Genomic DNA, 18,010 nt, shown 5'->3' with positions numbered 1-18,010 from the left:
CTGAAGTTCCCCTGGTGCGGCTGGCTAATAGTAAACAAATATTGTCGGTCTTTACAAAACTCGAAATAATGTTCCAGCTTGAGAGTCATCTCGCCAAAATAAGCGAGAATTATCTCATGAATTTATTCCGCAGCCATTAAACGACGATATTCATCATAGGCATAAAGGTCGGTCATGCCGCTGATATAATCCTGTAACAACCGTGCCCGGAAATAATACTCCCTAATAGCCTGTTGCTCGGCCGAAAGATGCTGCAAACCTTCCACCGCCTCGACATAGGCCAGACGGTGTTTGGTAGAAAGCTTGTGAAACAGCCGCGTTTCAATCGGGAACGCCCGGTGGCTGTCTTCCCGCACCAACTGGCTGAAATCGGCCAGCGACATGGCCAGCAGCGGGCTATAAATATCCAGCAGGCCGTTGATCACCCGGTAACCCTGGAGTTCCAACTGCTCCACTTCCGGGTGGTTGAACACGTGTTTGAACGCAACGTTCTTGAAGATAGCGAGCAGGCGGCAAGCCGGGCTGGCATCCTCCAACAAGGCTCCGTTGAAGTGGCCGTGATACACCGCGTCCAGGTTATCGATAAACCGCTGGGCCGCATGGGGAACCAATTTGGCAACGGTAAATACCCGCAGGTACATAAAGAACTGATCTTCTGAACTGCGGCGCGCTGCGCTGCGCTCAATTTTTCGAAACGCACTGGCCACGGTCTTATCAAACAGATCCCCTGGAGCAATCTTGCCCCATTCCTGGGTTAAATGCTGATACAGCTGCTCCACGGTAAAGATGTTCTTTTCTACCGCGTCTTCCAGATCGGCCACGCAATAAGAAATATCATCGGCGGCTTCCATAATATAGGTGAGAGGGAAACGATCGAACTCTCCCATATGTAATTCGCGCCGCAAGCGATCGACAAAGGCTTCTTCCGCCAGATAAAACCCCGGCTTCTTCATCAGATAGCTGTGGCTGGCGGGAATATCGCTCGCCCAATAGGCCGGACGGGTATATTTCAGGATGCAGCCAACCTGCGCATAGGTCAGGTTCAATTTCAGCAACGTGTAGACCAGGCGGATCGCCTGAGCATTGCCCTCAAAGTGGCTGAGATCGTGGCGAATACGGCTGCGCAGCCGGTTAAGGTCGCTCTCCCCCTCATGTAGGCGTAACACCTCTACCTGGCAACGATCGTGGCTACCCGGCTCACTGCCACAGCTGGCGGGATCGAGCCGCTGGCGGAACCAGTCGTTGATGGCAGATTCGCCGAAATGGCCAAACGGCGGATTGCCGATGTCGTGCATCAGGCAGGCCATTTCGACAATGCTCTCGAAAGGATCGAGCAGCTTGCTCAGGCCGAGCGCATCAATACGCTTTTCCTGTTTGAAACGGTTGAGGATCTCTTTGGCAATATGCCGCCCCACCTGTTGCACTTCCATCGAGTGGGTCAAACGGCTGCGCACCGCCGCGTTACGCTCCAGCGGAAACACCTGCGTCTTCTGCTGCAAACGACGTATTGCCGCAGAATTGACGATGCGACCGCGATCGCTCTCGAACTGGCGAATGATGTCGTACTCTTCTTCGGCTTCAATCGGCTTGCTAAAAGGCCGCTGAAAGCTGATCTTCTGCTTAAAGTCGATCCCGGACATCTGCTTCTCCTCCCGTTGCGCATTCCCTCCGTGATAACAATTCCCGGCGGCGGATGCAACGGTATTGCGGATTATCTCTCTCACAGAGCCATGATAGACTATGGCGCAATTTCCATACCCTATCAGCGAGTATTATTTATGAAAGTAGGCATCATCGGCGCAATGGAAGAAGAAGTTACCCTGCTGCGCGAGCAAATTGCGAACCGCCAGACCCTGCAACGTGCAGGTTGTGAGATCTATACCGGCCAAATCAACGGCGTGGAAGTCGCCCTGCTCAAATCGGGCATCGGCAAAGTGGCGGCTGCTCTAGGTACCACCCTGCTGCTGGAACAGTGCCAACCCGATGTGGTGATCAATACCGGTTCCGCCGGTGGCCTGGCCGCTACGCTGAACGTGGGCGATATCGTCGTGTCTGAAGAAGTGCGCTACCACGACGCCGACGTGACCGCCTTTGGCTATGAGCCGGGCCAGATGGCCGGTTGCCCGCCAGCGTTCGTTGCCGATCCTGCGTTGATCGAGTTAGCGGAAAACTGCATCAAACAGCTTAACCTGAACGCGGTACGCGGCCTGATTTGCAGCGGTGACGCCTTCATTAACGGTGCCGAGCCTCTGGCCCGCATCCGCAACACCTTCCCAACCGTTGCCGCCGTTGAGATGGAAGCCGCCGCCGTTGGCCACGTTTGCCATCAGTTCGGCACGCCATTCGTGGTGGTACGCGCGATTTCCGACGTTGCCGATAGTGAATCCCATATGAGCTTCGACGAGTTCCTGGCGGTGGCCGCCAAGCAATCCTCGCTGATGGTCAATGCCATGCTGCAAGCCCTGGCCAAGCGCGGTTAATGTGAAGCTGCGTCTGTGCGCCCTGCTGAGCTGGCTGATCCTGGGGATGCTGCTGCCTGCCAGCGCCGCCCAACGGGTGATCAGCCTGGCACCGAGCACCACGGAGCTTGCCTACGCGGCCGGTATGGGGGATACCCTGCTGGCCGTCAGCGCTTACTCCGATTACCCCCCTGCCGCCAAGCAGTTGGAACAGGTCGCCTCCTGGCAAGGGATCAACCTGGAACGGATCCTGGCGTTGAAACCCGATTTGGTTCTCGCCTGGCGTGGCGGTAACCCCCAGCGGGTATTGGATCAGCTCGCCTCCTTCGGCATCCCGATTTTTTATGCAGATGCCAAGAATATTGACGAAATCGCCCAATCTCTGGATGCGTTGGCGCAGTACAGCCCTCACCCAGAACAGGCACATCAGGCCGCAGCCAGCCTCCGCCAACAGGTAGATGAGCTGAAAACGCGCTATGCCAGCAATTCGCCAAGGCCTGTGCTGCTGCAGTTTGGCACCCAACCGCTGTTCACCAGTTCGGCGGCCACGTTGCAAAGCCAGGTGCTGTCCTTGTGCGGCGCAGAGAATATCTTTGCCGATAGCCCCGTGCCTTGGCCGCAGGTAAGCCGTGAGCAGGTGCTGGTGCGTAAACCACAGGCCATCGTGATCAGCGGGAATGCCCAGCAGATCGCCAATGTGAAAGCCTTCTGGGGCCCACAGCTGGACGTGCCGGTGATTGCCCTTGAGGAAGATTGGTTTAACCGTGCCGGGCCACGCATCATGCTGGCGGCACAATCACTATGCGGTCAATTGGCGGAGATCCATTGATGGTATTTTGGCTGGATATTCTTGGTACTGCGGTGTTTGCCATTTCCGGCGTGTTGCTGGCGGGCAAATTACGGATGGATCCCTTTGGCGTATTGGTACTGGGGGTAGTGACCGCGGTAGGCGGCGGGACGATCCGTGATATGGCGCTCGCCAACGGCCCGGTATTCTGGGTAAAGGATCCCACCGATCTGGTGGTGGCGATGATCACCTGTGTGCTGACGCTGCTGCTGGTACGCCAGCCGCGTCGGTTACCGAAATGGATCCTGCCGGTGCTGGATGCCATCGGGCTGGCGGTGTTCGTGGGGATCGGCGTCAATAAGGCGTTCGCCGCTGGCAGTGGACCGCTGGTGGCCGTCTGCATGGGAGTGATCACCGGCGTCGGCGGCGGGATTATCCGCGACGTGCTGGCCCGCGAGATCCCGATGATCCTGCGAACTGAAGTCTACGCCACCGCCTGCATCGTCGGTGGCACGGTGCACGTCACGGCGTTCTACACCTTTGGCATGCCGTTACAGCATGCCATGATGCTGGGGATGATCATCACGCTGGGTATCCGCCTGGCCGCCATTCGTTGGCATCTGAAACTACCGGCGTTTATCCTCGAACAGTAATTCTTGCCTCCGCCAGCTTCGGCGGAGGCTTTCCTGCCAAGCAGTATATTCGACTATTATATAAGCAATGTGCTATTATTTTGCGCTAATAAAATGCGCTTGAATAATGTAATCATCTGGTTAACTCTTCGTTAAAAATTATCCCGCGCCGTTAAGTTCCGTTCACTTTTGCCGATAGGCCCTATTGCTGTGGCCTGCGGATAGGTATTGTTTTGAGTTTAAGCATGAAGAAAAATCTTTTGATCGCCAGCACACTGTTGTTGAGCAGCAGTGTGCTGGCCGAAAACACCAGCGGCAAGATTGGTATCAGTCTGACGATTGTGCCTACCTGCAGCGTAACCACGACCGGCAACACGCCACAGGTAGAATGCGGCAATGGCACAGTCTTGCAGCCGAAGATGAGCCATAGCAAACGGATAGTAGACGATCGGGAAAGCGAACTGATCACCGTGGAATGGTAGGCACAAAAAAACCCGCGCACCGTACAGGCAGGCGGGTTTTTTAACGGCGGCAGATCAAATACTGAATGAAGAACCGCAGCCACAGGTGGTTTTGGCATTCGGGTTAGTCACGATAAAGCGTGAACCTTCCAACCCTTCGGTGTAATCCACCGCGCCGCCAACCAGATATTGCAGGCTCATCGGATCAACCACCAGCGCAACGCCCTGTTTCTCGATGGTCATATCGCCGTCGTTGATCTTGTCATCAAACGTGAAGCCGTACTGGAATCCACTGCAGCCGCCACCGGTAATGTAAACCCGCAACTTCAGGTTTGGATTCTCTTCGTCAGCAATCAGGAATTTCACCTTGCTTGCTGCTGCCTCGGTAAATTGCAGGGGCAGTGCTGTTTCATCACTCATACTCGTTACTCCCAACAGTGTTTCACATCAGGCGACGACGACGGTAACCTGATTAATGGTACTGATTATCTAATACCTGAGTGTTGCGTTCAAGTATTCACCGCATTTGTTGTATTTTCTTTACCTGTTTTCTCGGCCAATTCCTGCTGCTGCTTTTGTAAGGTGCGGGCTAAAATGGCGGAATACAATGGCTTACCGCCCAGGAACTGCGCCACCAGGGTCGCGCCGAGGCAGGTAATAATCATCGGCAAAATCAGCTGATAGTTATCGGTCATTTCCAATACCAGCACAATACCGGTTAACGGGGCACGCACGGTAGCGGCAAACAGCGCCCCCATGCCAGCAATAGCAAAGGTGCCAGCCTCAAGCCCATATTCAGGGAACAGGTGAGCGCCAAAAAGACCAAAAGCGGTGCCTAGCAGCGTCCCCAGGGCGAGCATCGGCGCAAAAATACCACCCGGTGCGCCTGAGCCGAAGCATAACAGCGTGGTGATCACCCGTGCGATAAAGATAAACAGCAGCATGCCTACGCTGTAATTGCCCGCCGCCGCGATCGGGATCAAGGCCGAACCGCCACCCGCTGCTGCTGGCTCGATCAGCCCAAGCACGCCACAAACGCCCCCTAGCAGGGCACCAATCAGCAGGATCTTGCTCATCTTGCCGCCATGGAAACGGGCAAACATATCCTGCGTACGAAACACTAGTGCGTTAAACATCACCCCTACCGCGCCAAACACCGTCCCCAACACCAGGTACAACCACAGCGTATTGAGCGGTGCCGAAGCAAGTTTACCCACCTCGATCAGCGGACTTTCACCATTAAAAATGCGAAAGACAATGCTCGACATAATCACGCCGATAAACACCGCCTTGATGGAGATCAGGTTGTAACGAAACTGCGGCCGCATCTCTTCGATAACGAACAAGATCCCCGCCAGAGGGGCGTTGAACGCGGCGGAGAGACCAGCAGCGGCACCGGTGGCCAGCATGGAATGGCGCGCTTCCGCACTGCGCATACGGAAAATATCCAGCACCATTCGCCCGGCATTGGCCCCCATCTGTACCGTCGGCCCTTCACGCCCTAGCACCATACCAGCGCCGAGCGTCCCCATACCGCCGATAAATTTCACCGGGATGACCCGCCACCAGCGCACCGGGCGTAACTCTTCCAGTGCCCCTTCGATCTCCGGGATCCCTGACCCCCCGCCTCTGGCGCAAAACGTTTGACCAGATAAAAGCCAAAAGCGGCCAGCACGGCAGACAAAATAAACGCCAGCGGCCACACCAGGAACCAGGAGTTGGCGACAGAGGCCAGGCCCGACAGCCGCTGCTGTTGCACCCACTCCACCGCTTTATCAAAAGCGACGCCCAACAATCCCGCCAACGTCCCTACCACCGCCGCCATGATCAGGATGACAACTGGCGTTTTATCCTGGCGAATAAACTGACGGACCCTATAGTTGCGAGTCAGGCGCACGCCTGAAGCCGCAGGAGGCTGTTGCTGTAATTCAGTCATAGTGAGTTCATTATTGAATTGAAAAATCAGACTAATAGCGATGTAAGCTATTCTAGCTCAGTCGTTGTCTTACCGCCCCCTCAAAATAGGTATCGGTCTATGATCGTTTCATAACTCCGTACTCTCCACTAGAATAGCGCGGTCAAATCATTCAAAAGCAAACCCAGGAGCCGGTTTATGAGCTTACACAGTAAGTCCGAAAGTCTGTACGCCCAGGCGCAACAGCTGATCCCAGGCGGAGTCAACTCCCCAGTGCGTGCATTCACCGGTGTAGGCGGTACCCCGCTGTTTATCGAACGTGCCGACGGTGCCTATCTGTTTGATGCCGATGGTAAAGCCTATATCGATTATGTCGGTTCCTGGGGCCCGATGGTGCTGGGCCATAACCATCCGGCGATCCGCAATGCGGTGATCGAGGCGGCGCAGCGCGGCCTGAGCTTCGGCGCACCTACCGAGATGGAAGTGAAAATGGCCGAGTTGGTGACCAATCTGGTCCCAACCATGGATATGGTGCGTATGGTGAACTCCGGTACCGAAGCCACCATGAGCGCCATTCGTCTGGCGCGTGGCTATACCAACCGCGACAAGATCATCAAGTTTGAAGGCTGCTACCACGGCCACGCCGACTGCCTGTTGGTAAAAGCCGGTTCCGGCGCACTGACGCTGGGCCAGCCGAACTCACCGGGCGTGCCGGCAGACTTCGCCAAGCACACGCTGACCTGTACCTATAACGATCTCGACTCCGTGCGTACCGCATTCGAGCAGTACCCTTCAGAGATCGCCTGCATCATCGTTGAGCCGGTCGCGGGCAACATGAACTGCATTCCACCGCTGCCAGACTTCCTGCCGGGCCTGCGCGCCCTGTGTGACAAGTATGGCGCGCTGTTGATCATTGACGAAGTGATGACCGGTTTCCGCGTCGCGCTGGCCGGTGCTCAGTCTTATTACGATGTGGTACCAGACCTGACCTGCCTGGGCAAAATTATCGGTGGAGGGATGCCAGTGGGGGCCTTCGGTGGCCGCCGTGAAGTGATGGCCGCACTGGCACCTACCGGGCCGGTGTATCAGGCTGGTACGCTGTCTGGCAACCCGATTGCCATGGCCGCCGGTTTCGCCTGCCTGACCGAGGTTTCCCAGGTTGGCATTCACCAGACCTTGACCGAACTGACCAACAAGCTGGCAGAAGGCCTATTGGCGGCGGCCAAGGCAGAGAACATACCGTTTGTCGTCAACCATGTAGGCGGCATGTTCGGGCTGTTCTTTACCGATGCGCCAACGGTCACCTGCTATCAGGACGTGATGGGTTGCGATGTCGAGCGCTTCAAGCGCTTCTTCCATCTGATGTTGGATGAGGGGGTTTATCTGGCCCCGTCGGCATTCGAGGCGGGCTTTATGTCTGTCGCACACAGCGACGAAGATATTCAGCGCACCGTCGATGCCGCGCGCCGCTGCTTCGCCAAGCTGTAATCTTCTGGCGGGCGCCACTCGGCGCCCGCCGTTACCTTCAGAGCAAGGTACCGTAAATCGTCAATATCGCCACGACCACCACCACAATCAGGGTCACTTTACGCGCTAACGTTACCGCTGCACGCGGCGTCTGAACCGGGTCCATATGCGGTTCACGGGCCAGAGAGAACTGCGCCAAACGCGTCAATACCTGGTACTGCGGAGTATGACGATCCCCCAGCGAAGCAAACCACGCGGGCAGTGCCCTTTCACCATGCCCAATCAGCGCATACGCCACCCCAGCCAGACGAACCGGGATCCAGTCCAACACATGCAGCAGGAAGTCGATCCCCGTTTGTGAGCGTTGCAGCGGTGAATGATGCCGTGCCAGCCAGGTTTGGTAGGCCCGCAGAAAAGCATAGCCTGCCAGAGCGAGCGGCCCGTATGGCCCGCACACCGCAAACCAGAACAGCGGTGCCAGATAGTAACGATAGTTAATCCACACCAAAGCGTTTTGCAGTTCACGCAAGCGCTCTGCCTCGCTGCAATCCACCGGTAAACCGTGGATCAGCGCCAGCTCTTCCGCCATCTGATCGCTGGCGTGGGTATCGCCCTGCCGTGCGGCCTGCAAATAGGCCCGATAATGTTTGCGTGTGATCCCGGCCCCAACGCACAGCAGACCAATCACAATCCACAGCAGTAGCGCCACAACGCCGAAGAACAGGCCCTGGGCCAACCACAGGATGCCCCAGACGATAAACATCCAGACCAGGGTCATTGCCAACGTTTGTGCCAAAGAAAACCGATGCAGCCGCTGAAACACCACTTCTAAACGATGATCCAACTGCCAATGCTCACCCAGTTTAAACAGGCGTTCCCACGCCAAAACCAGTAACAGCGTAAACAGCGTCATTAGCTAATCCTCTCCTTCTGTCTGTTCCCCAGCATAATGCTTGCGATGGGACGAGTGCCAGCAGCAGAGTAGCATGTTTCCGCGAAGTGAATTTAATGCGTTGATAATAAATGGATTAGTTACCTGCGCCGCCACATCAAGCACTGTCCCCGGCAGTCGCGGCCTGTTGATGTCAGTCAGTACAAAAAATTATCTTAACGTACACTCTTTTTCGTTTCTCAAAGGTAGTCCTAAAATAACGCGGTGAATGGCCTATATCCAGCATCTTATTAATACTGAATATAGGCCTGATTACCCTATGATGAAAACGTTATAGGTTAAAAAACACGTTCGTCACCATTGGCCTTCAATAATATTAAGGCTCCAACGCTTCCGTATATTCAGACACACTCACTCTAATTGCTGAGTATTGGAAAGTATTCACGGAAAGAGGGTAATTCGAGGGATCACTGAATGGCTCTTTATACCTTACCACAGAGTAACCGAAGGAATCGGGAACGATCACTTCTGTGGCACTTTGACTTGTCTGATAGTATTGCCCATCGGATAAATCCTTAAATGCGAACTGGTAGGTAGTATTTCTCTGGAGCAACCCATTATCATCGACACTACGATCATCATTGGTCATCCAACCGCCTGTTAGACGAACATAAGTATTATCAATGGTATCGCCAACTTCGGCTTTATACAGTCGATAGAGAACATTTAACGGTAATTTTTTCATATTAAATCCTCGTAATACACCTGTAGTGTAAGTTATAAGTTATTGCAAAATTCTATTGATGATTTTATTTATCCAGCAGGACACTGTCTGGATAAACAGTATGCCAAATAATGGAGGGTTGAGATATTCAATGCGGTTGTGTTGGCGGTAGAACAACTTGCAGCATGGCTAAGGTGGCACGCCGTAGGGGCGCTGCATTGTCGCGCCCGTGTTAAGGTCAGATGTGGGAGTAAAATTGTGGCACATTCAGTCCCCTCTCCCTGTGGGAGGGTTAGGGTGAGGGGGATTACAGCATCACTAACCTATTGATATTACGTAGAACTAGCGGCTGGCGCGGGGATATAAAACAGGGTAGCATGTGCATTCACCGCTTATAGCCCATTTCCGGAGTTTGCCATGCCGACCCGTCGCTACAGTGCCGACAGCCGCCGTACCGCGCTTCTCGAACGTATTGCCAATGATGTCCCTGCCACCGTCGCCCAGGCGCTGAGTGAAGATCTTGGGGGAACCGTAGATGCCGAGCGCGATATCACCGCACAACTGCTACCCGCAGATAAGCAGGCCAATGCCACGGTGATCACCCGTGAACCCGGCGTTTTCTGTGGCCGCCGCTGGCTGGAAGAGGTGTTTATACAACTGGGTGGGCAAGTGAAGATCGAGTGGTTGGTGGAAGATGGCGATAAGCTGGTACCCAACCAGCCGCTATGCCGCCTGAGCGGCCCGGCGCGTATCCTGCTGACGGGCGAACGTACCGCGCTGAACTTTGTGCAAACGCTGTCCGGCGTGGCCTCGGCGGTAAACCGCTATGTCGAACTGCTGCAAGGCACGCAAACCCGGCTGCTGGATACCCGCAAGACACTGCCCGGCCTGCGCACCGCGCTGAAATATGCCGTGCTGTGCGGCGGTGGCAGCAATCACCGTCTCGGCCTCTCGGATGCTTTCCTGATCAAGGAAAACCACATCATTGCTTCTGGCTCGATCAAAAACGCGGTAGAGAAAGCCTTCTGGCTGCACGCCGACGTGCCGGTAGAGGTGGAAGTAGAATCGCTGGATGAGCTGCAACAGGCGCTGGATGCCGGTGCCGATATTGTGATGCTGGATAATTTCAGCGTCGAGATGATGCGTGATGCCGTTGCCCTGGCCCAGGGACGCACGCAGTTGGAAGTTTCCGGCAACGTCACCGATCAAACCCTGCGCGAGTTTGCCGAAACCGGGGTGGATTATATCTCTGTCGGGGCGCTGACCAAACACGTTACCGCGCTCGATCTGTCAATGCGTTTTAACTGATCCGGTTATTGGCAACGCCTCTTCCTGGGGCGTTGTTGAAAGCCGGCTCACTACGTAGGGCGCAGCATGCGGCGCCCTCAAATTGCCATTTTTTCGCCCATATCAGCATAACCCCTGCTTGTTCTCGATATCCCCGATCAATACCAATACATAGCCCTCCAAACTTATCACCTGCTGCCGCAATCTACCGAACCGCTCCTGACCGAAACAGAAGTATAACTAATCCGCATCGCCTATAAATAAATATTATCTTACATAAAACAAAGAATGATCCTATAGTGCCAGCCGCTGACAACACAGATATATCTTAGCTATTAAGCTAATCTTTATCCTATAGAATTTTATGTTTGCTGAATATTTTGATCATGGATTGAACTCATTCCAAATAACCTTTCGAAAGGGTTATTTGTATAAAGCTCAGTAATAAACGCAGGAGACGTTTCTTAACGATAAGGACGTCAAAATCATTTAATAAGGGAAAAACATGAAAAAGATCCTTCTGTCTGTAGTCGCTGCTGCCATTCTGTCGTCCAGCCTGGCTAACGCCGCCCCTGGCATCAACAAAAAAATCTCTATCGTTGCCACCATTAACGATGCGATTTTTGTTTCCAAGCCAGATGGCAGCACCTGGTACGACACTGAAGAACTGTTCGCCAGCGATCGCTATCAGACCAAGTTCGCCTCTAACGATTTGCCAGTTCGTATTTACAGCACCACTGACCAAGTTAATGTAACCATGGTTCAACCTTTGACCGTGGTCCGTGGAGATAGCACTCAGTTATCCGCCGTAAAAGTGACTCTGGGCGGCCTGGAATTGAGCACTGCAGCTGCTGCAGAACTCACTCAGACCACCCCGGTAACCGGTGGTTTTGATAATACCTACACCCTGAAGATCAATGCTGATGCACCAACTGTTGCTGTTACTGGCTCCACCACCAACGGTGACTACCAGGGCGATCTGGTGATGCTGTTCGAACCAATGCCATAAGATTTTACCTTTGACAAGCTGACTATGTTTGGTCTGATAGTTATCCAATAATGGGATGAGACTCAGCCCTAAAATATAGAAGTAAAGATAGGGTTATATTTTTAACCCTATCATTTATCGTCATCGCCGCTATTTTTCATCATGGTGATTTCGGCTTAGTGTCAATTACCGTGTTATGAAATTATTAAAATCCACTCAATGACGGATTGCTTAATTTAACCAGGAGTTTTGGTTAAGCAATTATTCGCGGCACTCTTTAATCTACTTATGGAACGGACTCTCCATGGCCAAAGCTATCCCAGGATGGGCAACCGGATTATTGCTGCTGGCACCATCAGCAGCAACCTATGCAGATAATGCCCAAATTGAATACCAGGTTCCTGCGGGTTTTTCCGAGGCCGAACAGGACAAATCCATGCAGTTTCTCGCCACGCTGGATGGCAAGCCCTTACCAGGTGCGATCAGTTGGTCCGCGCAGAAGAACCGCCTGACTTTTGATGAAACACTGTTCCGCCACAACGGTATCCCAACCGAGCAGATAGATCTGCTGAACAAAGTGTTGACGCAAATCCCCTACGCCGTCTGCCCCAATGGATGCGACTATACCATCAGTGGTCAGACCGTTTCGCTGGACAAGGTCAAGCAGTCGCTCACCATCACCGATGGCAAGCAGCGTTACGTGCAGCCACAGACCATGATGGGATTTATCCATAACCAATCGCTGGATGTGCGCACCGCGTCCAACAACTACCACTCGGTTGCGGCGATGGGTCAGGCCTATCTTGGCATGCCATTCCAGAGCTATGGCTACCTGAATTGGTATTACAACGAGAGCAAAAGCTACGATACCCAGACTAACGATCAGGGTGTCAGTACCTGGTATCTGCAGAAAAACTTCTCCAGCACTTACCTGCGCAGTGGCCGCCAGGACAGCCGGGATTTTGCGGCCGGCAGCGTCAGCACCACTATCAGCCCGAGCTTTGACCAATTTGTCACCCTCGGCAGCCAGGATAACCTCAAACGCGATAACCAGTCGGCTGGCAAGATGGTGCTGTTCGCCACCAGCGATGGTGACTACGAGTTCTACCGCGACGGGCGCCTGATCCGCCGCCTACCTGCCACGATTGGCCGCAACGAGATTGACTACAACCAGTTGCCGGGCGGCTTCTACAACCTGGAAATCCGTCTGGTCAACCGGAGTGGTCAAGTGGTTAGCCGCGAAAACCAACAGATCGCCAACCTGAACTATGGGGCTGGTGCTGGCTGGTTCATCACCTTGGGTAAAGAACTGGATACCCAGGAAAACCTGGCGAGCGCCGGGGCCAACTTCAGCAACAACTGGTTTGCCATGAGTAGTGCGCTGCTCAAAGGGACGGGTAAAAAATGGGCGATGGAACACAATATCACCCGCCCCATGCAGGTTGGCGATGTGGATATCACCCCTACCGCAGGCGTCATGGCGGGCGAGAAGAGCGTCGGTGGCTATGCCAGTCTGAGCGTTGGCAACCCACTATTAGGCTATCTGAGTGCCTCGCAGTACCAGAACACCACGGTATCCGATTTCTATCGGGGCAATGACAGCACCACGCTGTCATACAGCCGGCAGTTCGGGGCAACGCGTATGGCCTATAACTACAGCCGCTTCGCGCGCAGCGAGCGCCACCAGTTACAAAGCACCTGGAACGTGCGCGGTAATGGAGTCTGGGCGGTGATTTCTGCTGGTTTACAGAAGGGCGGGTTTGATATCAGCAACAACAACTACGGGCTGTTTCTGAATACCACCATCATGCTGGACCGTAACACCGGTACGTTTAATGCCGCTTATAACGGCGGTAAATTGCACACTGGCGGCAGCTATAGCCGTGAGTTTGAAGACGTCAACGGCACAACCTACGCCGGATTGGACTTCAGTGAAATCGGCCGTACCAACGCCATTGGCGTCAACGCCCGCCGCAGCGGCTCTCGTGGTGACGTATCCGGCCGCATCGGTGTAGACGATCGCATCACCAACACCAGCTTTAACTACAACGGCATGCTGGCGGCAAGCCGCGACGGTATTGCCCTGGGGCGTACCAGCCCGAGCGGTGCCGCAATGCTGGTGACTACGCCTGCGTTAGGCGATGTGAAGTACGGTTTCAAGGTCGAAGGTTCTCCGGTTGCCGGTGGCAGCACTTATGCGGTGCCACTGGCCAGCTATCAGGACGTGGCCTTCGCCCGCGCGCAGTCGGTGGATGCCAATTCGGATATGAACATTCGCCTGCCAGCCAACGTTCTTCGCGCCCATCCAGGGCAGGTGTACCCGGTGATGGCGGAGGTCGAAATGAGCCTGCTGTATAACGGTTTCATGATGGACAGCCACGGGTTACCGGTAAGCGGTACGCTGCAAGAAACCGGCGATACCGTCTACCCGAACGGTCTGTTCTCGGTAGCGACGTCGATGATGCTGCAGGTGGTCACCGTCAATGGCAAACAGGGGCGTTATCAATGCGATCTGAGTCAACGCCAGAAAAACAACCGTTACCTCTGCCGGCACCTGTAAAGGCTGGCGGTTAACGCATGGAATAGAGTGGAAAAATGAAATCGATAATCAGCCCTTTGCACATCACCCTGGCAAGCTCCCTATTGGCTATGAGTGGGTTAACTCTGGCAGATGGCCAACTGATGGTGATGCCCGCACGCAGCACCGTTGAAGGCGATCAGAATCGTACCGTTCAGGTCAGTAACCTTGGGGATAAACCCCTGTATCTGAAAATCGATATGGTGCGCATTGAAAATCCCGGTGAAAAACCAGAGCGTAAAACGCCGATTGGCGATCTCACCGTGCCGGAAATGATGGCTAACCCGGCCAAATTGACCTTAGGCCCGGGCCAAAAGCGCGACATCAAGCTGGTGGTGCTGAAGGCACCAGCCAAAGAGACCGTCTATCGCTTATACATCGTGCCAATCAACAGCATCAAAGTGGTGGGTGAGGATAGCAAAGAGAAAATCAAGGCACCGATCACCTTTGGCATAGCCTATGGAGTTTTAGTGAACCACTTACCCTCCTCCGGTTCACAAACCCACGGCTGGGCTCACCAATGCCAAGCCAGCGGGCTACAGCTGACCTCCACCGGCAACATGCATACGCTGTTTAGCGGTTTGCAGGCGGTTCCGGCGGGCAGCATGCCGAATGCACAAAAAATCTTCCCGGGGTTACCGCGCGTATTCCCAGTGAAAGCCCTGAAAGGCCAAGCCGATGGAAAACCCTTTGATCTGCGCTGCCCGTAAGGCCGCAGCGGCGATGGTGCTCTATGCGATCCCCTGGGGAATGGCACAGGCGCTGATTGATATCAGACCGAAAATCGTCGAAATGACAGGCGAAGAGGCAGTAGTGAGCGTGATCAATACCGGCGATAAATCCGAGTTTGTCGAAATTGGCCTGTTCGAACTGGTTAACCCCGGCGTACCGCCAGAACAGGAACAGCGGATACCCTTGGGTATCATCAAAACGCCTTACCTATATGCCGCGCCGTTCAAGCTGTCGCTGGGCCCACGCCAGGAAAAACGGTTACATTTGAAGGCGTTGAAACAGCCTGAGCAGGAAAAAGTGTATCGGCTCTCGGTTATTCCACAGCAGAAGCTCAACATCAGCGGCACCCGTGGAAATGTGATGGTGGTCAATCTGGGGTATATGGGCCTGGTGCGCCAATTGCCCGCTAACCCTACCACCGCCTGGCAGCACCGCTGCGGATCGGAAGGAATAGAGTTGGCAGCGACCGGCAACGTGCGGGTTGAGTTCAGTGAACTGATGCAGGATGGCAAGGCCGTGGACAGCTTTAACGTCTACCCTGGCACGCCGCGTCATATGGCTGGCAAAACATTACGCGGCAAGGCGCAGGACAACACTTTTACCCTGCAGTGTGGCGCATAAAAAGGAATGAGCACCATGAAGCTATGGCAACAGATGATAGCGGCGGCGTTGTTGCTGCCAGGAATTGCGGCAAATGCAGCCGACTCCCCCTTGCGTGGGGTGCCGATCACCATCAACCTGACCAACCTGCCACAAATTACGGTAGAAAAACCGGTGGGTGGCTGGTATGACACACTGGCGCTGGATAACAGCAGCGGTAGAGACATCACCCTTTATCAAGCTCAAGTGCCGGTGAAGGTCAGCATCCGTAATGAGCACAATTTCAGCGTCACGCTGGTTAACCCGTTGATCCTGACCCACAGTACGAACCCCTCGCTGACGTTCAGCACCGCGCTGGTCGAGTTTGGCAGCAGTACGACTACGCTGCAGACATTAAGTGCTACGCCGATAGATTTCAGCAACCCGATCCCCCTGGGAGATACCTCGGTAGGGAGTTATCTACTGTCGGTGTCAGCTCATCAACCTGCAGGGGCTCGGGGTGATATCACTGGCGACTATGTGGGTGAGCTGATGTTGCTGTTTGAAGTCAATATATAACGTTTATCCCCAGTGATGACGGTGTTTTGAACCAGATTTATTTTATCAAGGAATTATGATGAACAGACGTTCCCTAGCGCTGGCCCTTCCCGGCATCTTTCAGCTGTGTAGTTTGCTCAATCCAGCGTTAGCTGGCGAGTGGTACCGAACCGATCTGTCTAGCTGTATGATTACCAATATAGGTAATCAACAATGGCAGGTCAGTTTTACTATGACCACCATAGTCGCTGGAAGTGGCGCTAGCGTTGGCCCAGCAGTGTCTAATTACCTCGTTATAAAAATTCCAACTATTTCTGGCACTGGCGGCATGAACTCGACAAGTTTTGTCTGGAATCCGGTACCGGTTGAAGATCTCAGCCTGCCCTCTTTGGTTGCAGTCCGGGGTACGCCTTCGAGTGCTACTCCTGGATTAGTCCTCGGACCACCAGGGACAGGTGCCCTGGTACTCACATCCGGGAGAAATGGGAGCGTGACATTTACTATCAAGCCGACAACCGCAAATAATGCTTACCCCGCGGCAGTCGTTTATGTCACTGCCGTCAGTTCAACCGGTGAAGGACGGACTGGAAACTACTGGTTCATACCTAACTATACCAAGGGTAGCTGTTCTTTCGGTAGTGGGAGCAATCCCCCCGTGACCCCACCGCCAGTGACAGAGATAATGCCTGTCGACCCCGAATTTACCATGAATTCGCCAGAGTGGATGCTGCAAACGACCGACCTGGTTGACATACCAAATGTCACCTCTGCAGGCACCGGCTACCCAGTAACGATAAACAATGTTAACAATAACAATCTGTGCGTGCGATACGTGACGGCGGGAGTCACCAACAAGCAATATGCGGTGGCTGTAACCAATAGCGCCAGCTCACAAGGAGGGCGCAACCTGTTTACGCTACCGGGCCCAGATAGCAGCCAATTATTTTATAATTTGCAGTTAGCGAGTAATGATGGTAATAGCGCCAACAACTTTAATTTCCCGGCAATAGGCACTCCAAATTATATCACTTTAGGACAAGCGAACAATTACTCGTCTGACCATAGTGAAATGTGTTGGACGCCAAAAATAAACCTATTCAAAAATGCGTCAACCAAGGAAGGCCTTCACTCTGACACATTGAACTTTATTATTACCCCAAAGGCATAACTGATGTAAGTCGCACGGATAGGTGGTTAAATCTCCAGGAGGTAGTATGCTTAATAAAAAAATAATCATTCAGTGTCCCTGCTATTTTACCCGCAGGGGAATTGAGGCAACTTTGCAAGATATACATCTGGTAGTTGAACACGAAGTCATTGCCAGTTTAGATAGGCTTAGCCAGTGTATCAAACTGTTAAATTCGGGGCCTGCGCCCGACGTCTTAATCATGACCCTGAGTAGCATGGTGAGCAACCCGTCAGCCACACTACACCTGCTCGGTGAATATTACCTGGTAAACCCAAGGGTAAAGACCATACTCATTAACGATATGGTGTCTTTCGGCGTTATGGGACGCTATATTTGCGAATTCAAGAATGTTTTGGCCATATTGGATATCTCAAGTTCGGTAGAGACACTGGAATTTCAACTACTCAATACTTTCCAGCCTTTCACATGCCGTTCCCCGCAGCGGTATTCCACAACCCCGTCTCTCTCACCACGTGAAATGACGGTATTGCAGAGGTTGCTGGATGAGCAAAAAACGGTCGACATCGCCTACGACATGCGTATCAGCCCGAAGACCGTAAGCAGTCATAAACGGTCGGCACTGTGTAAGTTAGGTATCCGCTCATTACAACCGCTGATGATCAAAGACTACAATAGAAAAGCTACAGTCAACGGATCCTTGTCAAATATCATAGACAAATAAATTTAAAACCATGAGGCAACCTTACACTTTAAAATAATCATGACAATGTAATCATTAGCGATGAAATTATAATGACAACG

Annotated in this window: 17 protein-coding genes and 1 pseudogene; 13 read left to right on the top strand and 5 right to left on the bottom strand. The window is 53.5% G+C overall.

From position 1 onward, the window contains the following. Window positions 1-122 precede the first annotated feature (122 nt). The gene (gene dgt / locus D9980_RS24870) at window positions 123-1,640 is read right to left on the bottom strand and encodes a dGTPase (RefSeq protein ID WP_121608726.1); all 1,518 of its coding nucleotides are present in this window, start codon (window positions 1,638-1,640) and stop codon (window positions 123-125) included. 138 nt (window positions 1,641-1,778) lie between these two features. On the opposite strand from dgt, the gene mtnN reads away from it, so the two are divergent. The 4 genes from mtnN to D9980_RS24850 all read left to right on the top strand — a co-directional run bounded on the left by mtnN (window position 1,779) and on the right by D9980_RS24850 (window position 4,360). Then, the gene (gene mtnN / locus D9980_RS24865) at window positions 1,779-2,480 is read left to right on the top strand and encodes a 5'-methylthioadenosine/S-adenosylhomocysteine nucleosidase (RefSeq protein WP_024483476.1); all 702 of its coding nucleotides are present in this window, start codon (window positions 1,779-1,781) and stop codon (window positions 2,478-2,480) included. A gap of 1 nt (window position 2,481) precedes the next feature. Then, window positions 2,482-3,288 (top strand): vitamin B12 ABC transporter substrate-binding protein BtuF, encoded by an 807-nt coding sequence (gene btuF / locus D9980_RS24860; RefSeq protein WP_024529796.1) that lies wholly within the window; start codon window positions 2,482-2,484, stop codon window positions 3,286-3,288. Next, window positions 3,285-3,899, top strand: a complete 615-nt coding sequence (locus D9980_RS24855; protein ID WP_024483478.1) for a TRIC cation channel family protein — start codon at window positions 3,285-3,287, stop codon at window positions 3,897-3,899. The genes btuF and D9980_RS24855 overlap by 4 nt, the downstream gene beginning before the upstream one ends. Window positions 3,900-4,123: 224 nt before the next feature. Continuing rightward, complete coding sequence (locus D9980_RS24850; RefSeq protein WP_024483479.1) at window positions 4,124-4,360, top strand: hypothetical protein; 237 nt, start codon at window positions 4,124-4,126, stop codon at window positions 4,358-4,360. 54 nt (window positions 4,361-4,414) lie between these two features. Here D9980_RS24850 and erpA read toward each other — a convergent pair whose 3' ends face one another. Next, the gene (erpA, locus tag D9980_RS24845) at window positions 4,415-4,759 is read right to left on the bottom strand and encodes an iron-sulfur cluster insertion protein ErpA (protein WP_021179368.1); all 345 of its coding nucleotides are present in this window, start codon (window positions 4,757-4,759) and stop codon (window positions 4,415-4,417) included. An 89-nt stretch (window positions 4,760-4,848) separates the two neighbouring features. Then, window positions 4,849-6,275: pseudogene (gene clcA, locus D9980_RS24840) on the bottom strand (H(+)/Cl(-) exchange transporter ClcA). Window positions 6,276-6,452: 177 nt separating this feature from the next. Between clcA and hemL the strand changes: the two are divergent. Continuing rightward, a complete protein-coding gene (gene hemL, locus D9980_RS24835) occupies window positions 6,453-7,742 on the top strand; it encodes a glutamate-1-semialdehyde 2,1-aminomutase (protein ID WP_024483481.1) in 1,290 nt (429 codons plus the stop codon). A gap of 37 nt (window positions 7,743-7,779) precedes the next feature. On the opposite strand, the gene ampE is transcribed toward hemL, so the two are convergent. Together ampE and D9980_RS24825 are read right to left on the bottom strand one after the other, a co-directional pair. Beyond that, window positions 7,780-8,634, bottom strand: coding sequence for a beta-lactamase regulator AmpE (ampE, locus tag D9980_RS24830; protein WP_024483482.1), 855 nt, complete (start codon window positions 8,632-8,634; stop codon window positions 7,780-7,782). A 355-nt stretch (window positions 8,635-8,989) separates the two neighbouring features. After that, the gene (locus tag D9980_RS24825; RefSeq protein ID WP_121608725.1) at window positions 8,990-9,358 is read right to left on the bottom strand and encodes a hypothetical protein; all 369 of its coding nucleotides are present in this window, start codon (window positions 9,356-9,358) and stop codon (window positions 8,990-8,992) included. A gap of 396 nt (window positions 9,359-9,754) precedes the next feature. On the opposite strand from D9980_RS24825, the gene nadC reads away from it, so the two are divergent. The 8 genes from nadC (at window position 9,755) to D9980_RS24785 (ending at window position 17,930) form a co-directional block, all read left to right on the top strand. Beyond that, window positions 9,755-10,645: a carboxylating nicotinate-nucleotide diphosphorylase gene (gene nadC / locus D9980_RS24820; protein WP_121608724.1), complete on the top strand. Its 891-nt coding sequence runs from the start codon at window positions 9,755-9,757 to the stop codon at window positions 10,643-10,645. 484 nt (window positions 10,646-11,129) lie between these two features. Beyond that, window positions 11,130-11,633: a CS1 type fimbrial major subunit gene (locus tag D9980_RS24815; RefSeq protein WP_121608723.1), complete on the top strand. Its 504-nt coding sequence runs from the start codon at window positions 11,130-11,132 to the stop codon at window positions 11,631-11,633. A 283-nt stretch (window positions 11,634-11,916) separates the two neighbouring features. Then, window positions 11,917-14,172: a TcfC E-set like domain-containing protein gene (locus tag D9980_RS24810; protein WP_121608722.1), complete on the top strand. Its 2,256-nt coding sequence runs from the start codon at window positions 11,917-11,919 to the stop codon at window positions 14,170-14,172. A gap of 35 nt (window positions 14,173-14,207) precedes the next feature. Further along, window positions 14,208-14,900 carry a pilus assembly protein gene (locus tag D9980_RS24805; protein WP_121608721.1) on the top strand — a complete coding sequence of 231 codons (693 nt, stop codon included), beginning with the start codon at window positions 14,208-14,210 and terminating at the stop codon, window positions 14,898-14,900. Next, the gene (locus D9980_RS24800) at window positions 14,869-15,543 is read left to right on the top strand and encodes a hypothetical protein (protein WP_121608720.1); all 675 of its coding nucleotides are present in this window, start codon (window positions 14,869-14,871) and stop codon (window positions 15,541-15,543) included. Before D9980_RS24805 ends, D9980_RS24800 begins: the two co-directional genes overlap by 32 nt. 15 nt (window positions 15,544-15,558) lie before the next feature. After that, window positions 15,559-16,080: a fimbrial protein gene (locus D9980_RS24795; RefSeq protein WP_121608719.1), complete on the top strand. Its 522-nt coding sequence runs from the start codon at window positions 15,559-15,561 to the stop codon at window positions 16,078-16,080. A 55-nt stretch (window positions 16,081-16,135) separates the two neighbouring features. Beyond that, window positions 16,136-17,227 (top strand): hypothetical protein, encoded by a 1,092-nt coding sequence (locus tag D9980_RS24790; RefSeq protein ID WP_162304326.1) that lies wholly within the window; start codon window positions 16,136-16,138, stop codon window positions 17,225-17,227. A gap of 46 nt (window positions 17,228-17,273) precedes the next feature. Continuing rightward, the gene (locus D9980_RS24785; RefSeq protein ID WP_121608717.1) at window positions 17,274-17,930 is read left to right on the top strand and encodes a LuxR C-terminal-related transcriptional regulator; all 657 of its coding nucleotides are present in this window, start codon (window positions 17,274-17,276) and stop codon (window positions 17,928-17,930) included. The last annotated feature ends 80 nt before the right edge of the window (window positions 17,931-18,010 follow it).

It is taken from the genome of Serratia sp. 3ACOL1 (assembly GCF_003668775.1).
In the GTDB taxonomy this organism is placed as follows: domain Bacteria; phylum Pseudomonadota; class Gammaproteobacteria; order Enterobacterales; family Enterobacteriaceae; genus Chania; species Chania fonticola.
Note: the sequence above shows the minus strand (reverse complement) of the source record. Positions and strands in the feature narration are given on the sequence as shown.

Bases quoted from the DNA above. Each gene is read 5' to 3' on its own strand.
- hemL (WP_024483481.1), top strand. From the start codon at position 6,453: ATGAGCTTACACAGTAAGTCCGAAAGTCTGTACGCCCAGGCGCAACAG.
- D9980_RS24790 (WP_162304326.1), top strand. From the start codon at position 16,136: ATGATGAACAGACGTTCCCTAGCGCTGGCCCTTCCCGGCATCTTTCAG.
- D9980_RS24825 (WP_121608725.1), bottom strand. From the start codon at position 9,358: ATGAAAAAATTACCGTTAAATGTTCTCTATCGACTGTATAAAGCCGAA.
- D9980_RS24795 (WP_121608719.1), top strand. From the start codon at position 15,559: ATGAAGCTATGGCAACAGATGATAGCGGCGGCGTTGTTGCTGCCAGGA.
- D9980_RS24815 (WP_121608723.1), top strand. From the start codon at position 11,130: ATGAAAAAGATCCTTCTGTCTGTAGTCGCTGCTGCCATTCTGTCGTCC.
- D9980_RS24785 (WP_121608717.1), top strand. From the start codon at position 17,274: ATGCTTAATAAAAAAATAATCATTCAGTGTCCCTGCTATTTTACCCGC.
- ampE (WP_024483482.1), bottom strand. From the start codon at position 8,634: ATGACGCTGTTTACGCTGTTACTGGTTTTGGCGTGGGAACGCCTGTTT.
- D9980_RS24810 (WP_121608722.1), top strand. From the start codon at position 11,917: ATGGCCAAAGCTATCCCAGGATGGGCAACCGGATTATTGCTGCTGGCA.
- D9980_RS24800 (WP_121608720.1), top strand. From the start codon at position 14,869: ATGGAAAACCCTTTGATCTGCGCTGCCCGTAAGGCCGCAGCGGCGATG.
- dgt (WP_121608726.1), bottom strand. From the start codon at position 1,640: ATGTCCGGGATCGACTTTAAGCAGAAGATCAGCTTTCAGCGGCCTTTT.
- D9980_RS24850 (WP_024483479.1), top strand. From the start codon at position 4,124: ATGAAGAAAAATCTTTTGATCGCCAGCACACTGTTGTTGAGCAGCAGT.
- nadC (WP_121608724.1), top strand. From the start codon at position 9,755: ATGCCGACCCGTCGCTACAGTGCCGACAGCCGCCGTACCGCGCTTCTC.
- D9980_RS24805 (WP_121608721.1), top strand. From the start codon at position 14,208: ATGAAATCGATAATCAGCCCTTTGCACATCACCCTGGCAAGCTCCCTA.
- mtnN (WP_024483476.1), top strand. From the start codon at position 1,779: ATGAAAGTAGGCATCATCGGCGCAATGGAAGAAGAAGTTACCCTGCTG.
- erpA (WP_021179368.1), bottom strand. From the start codon at position 4,759: ATGAGTGATGAAACAGCACTGCCCCTGCAATTTACCGAGGCAGCAGCA.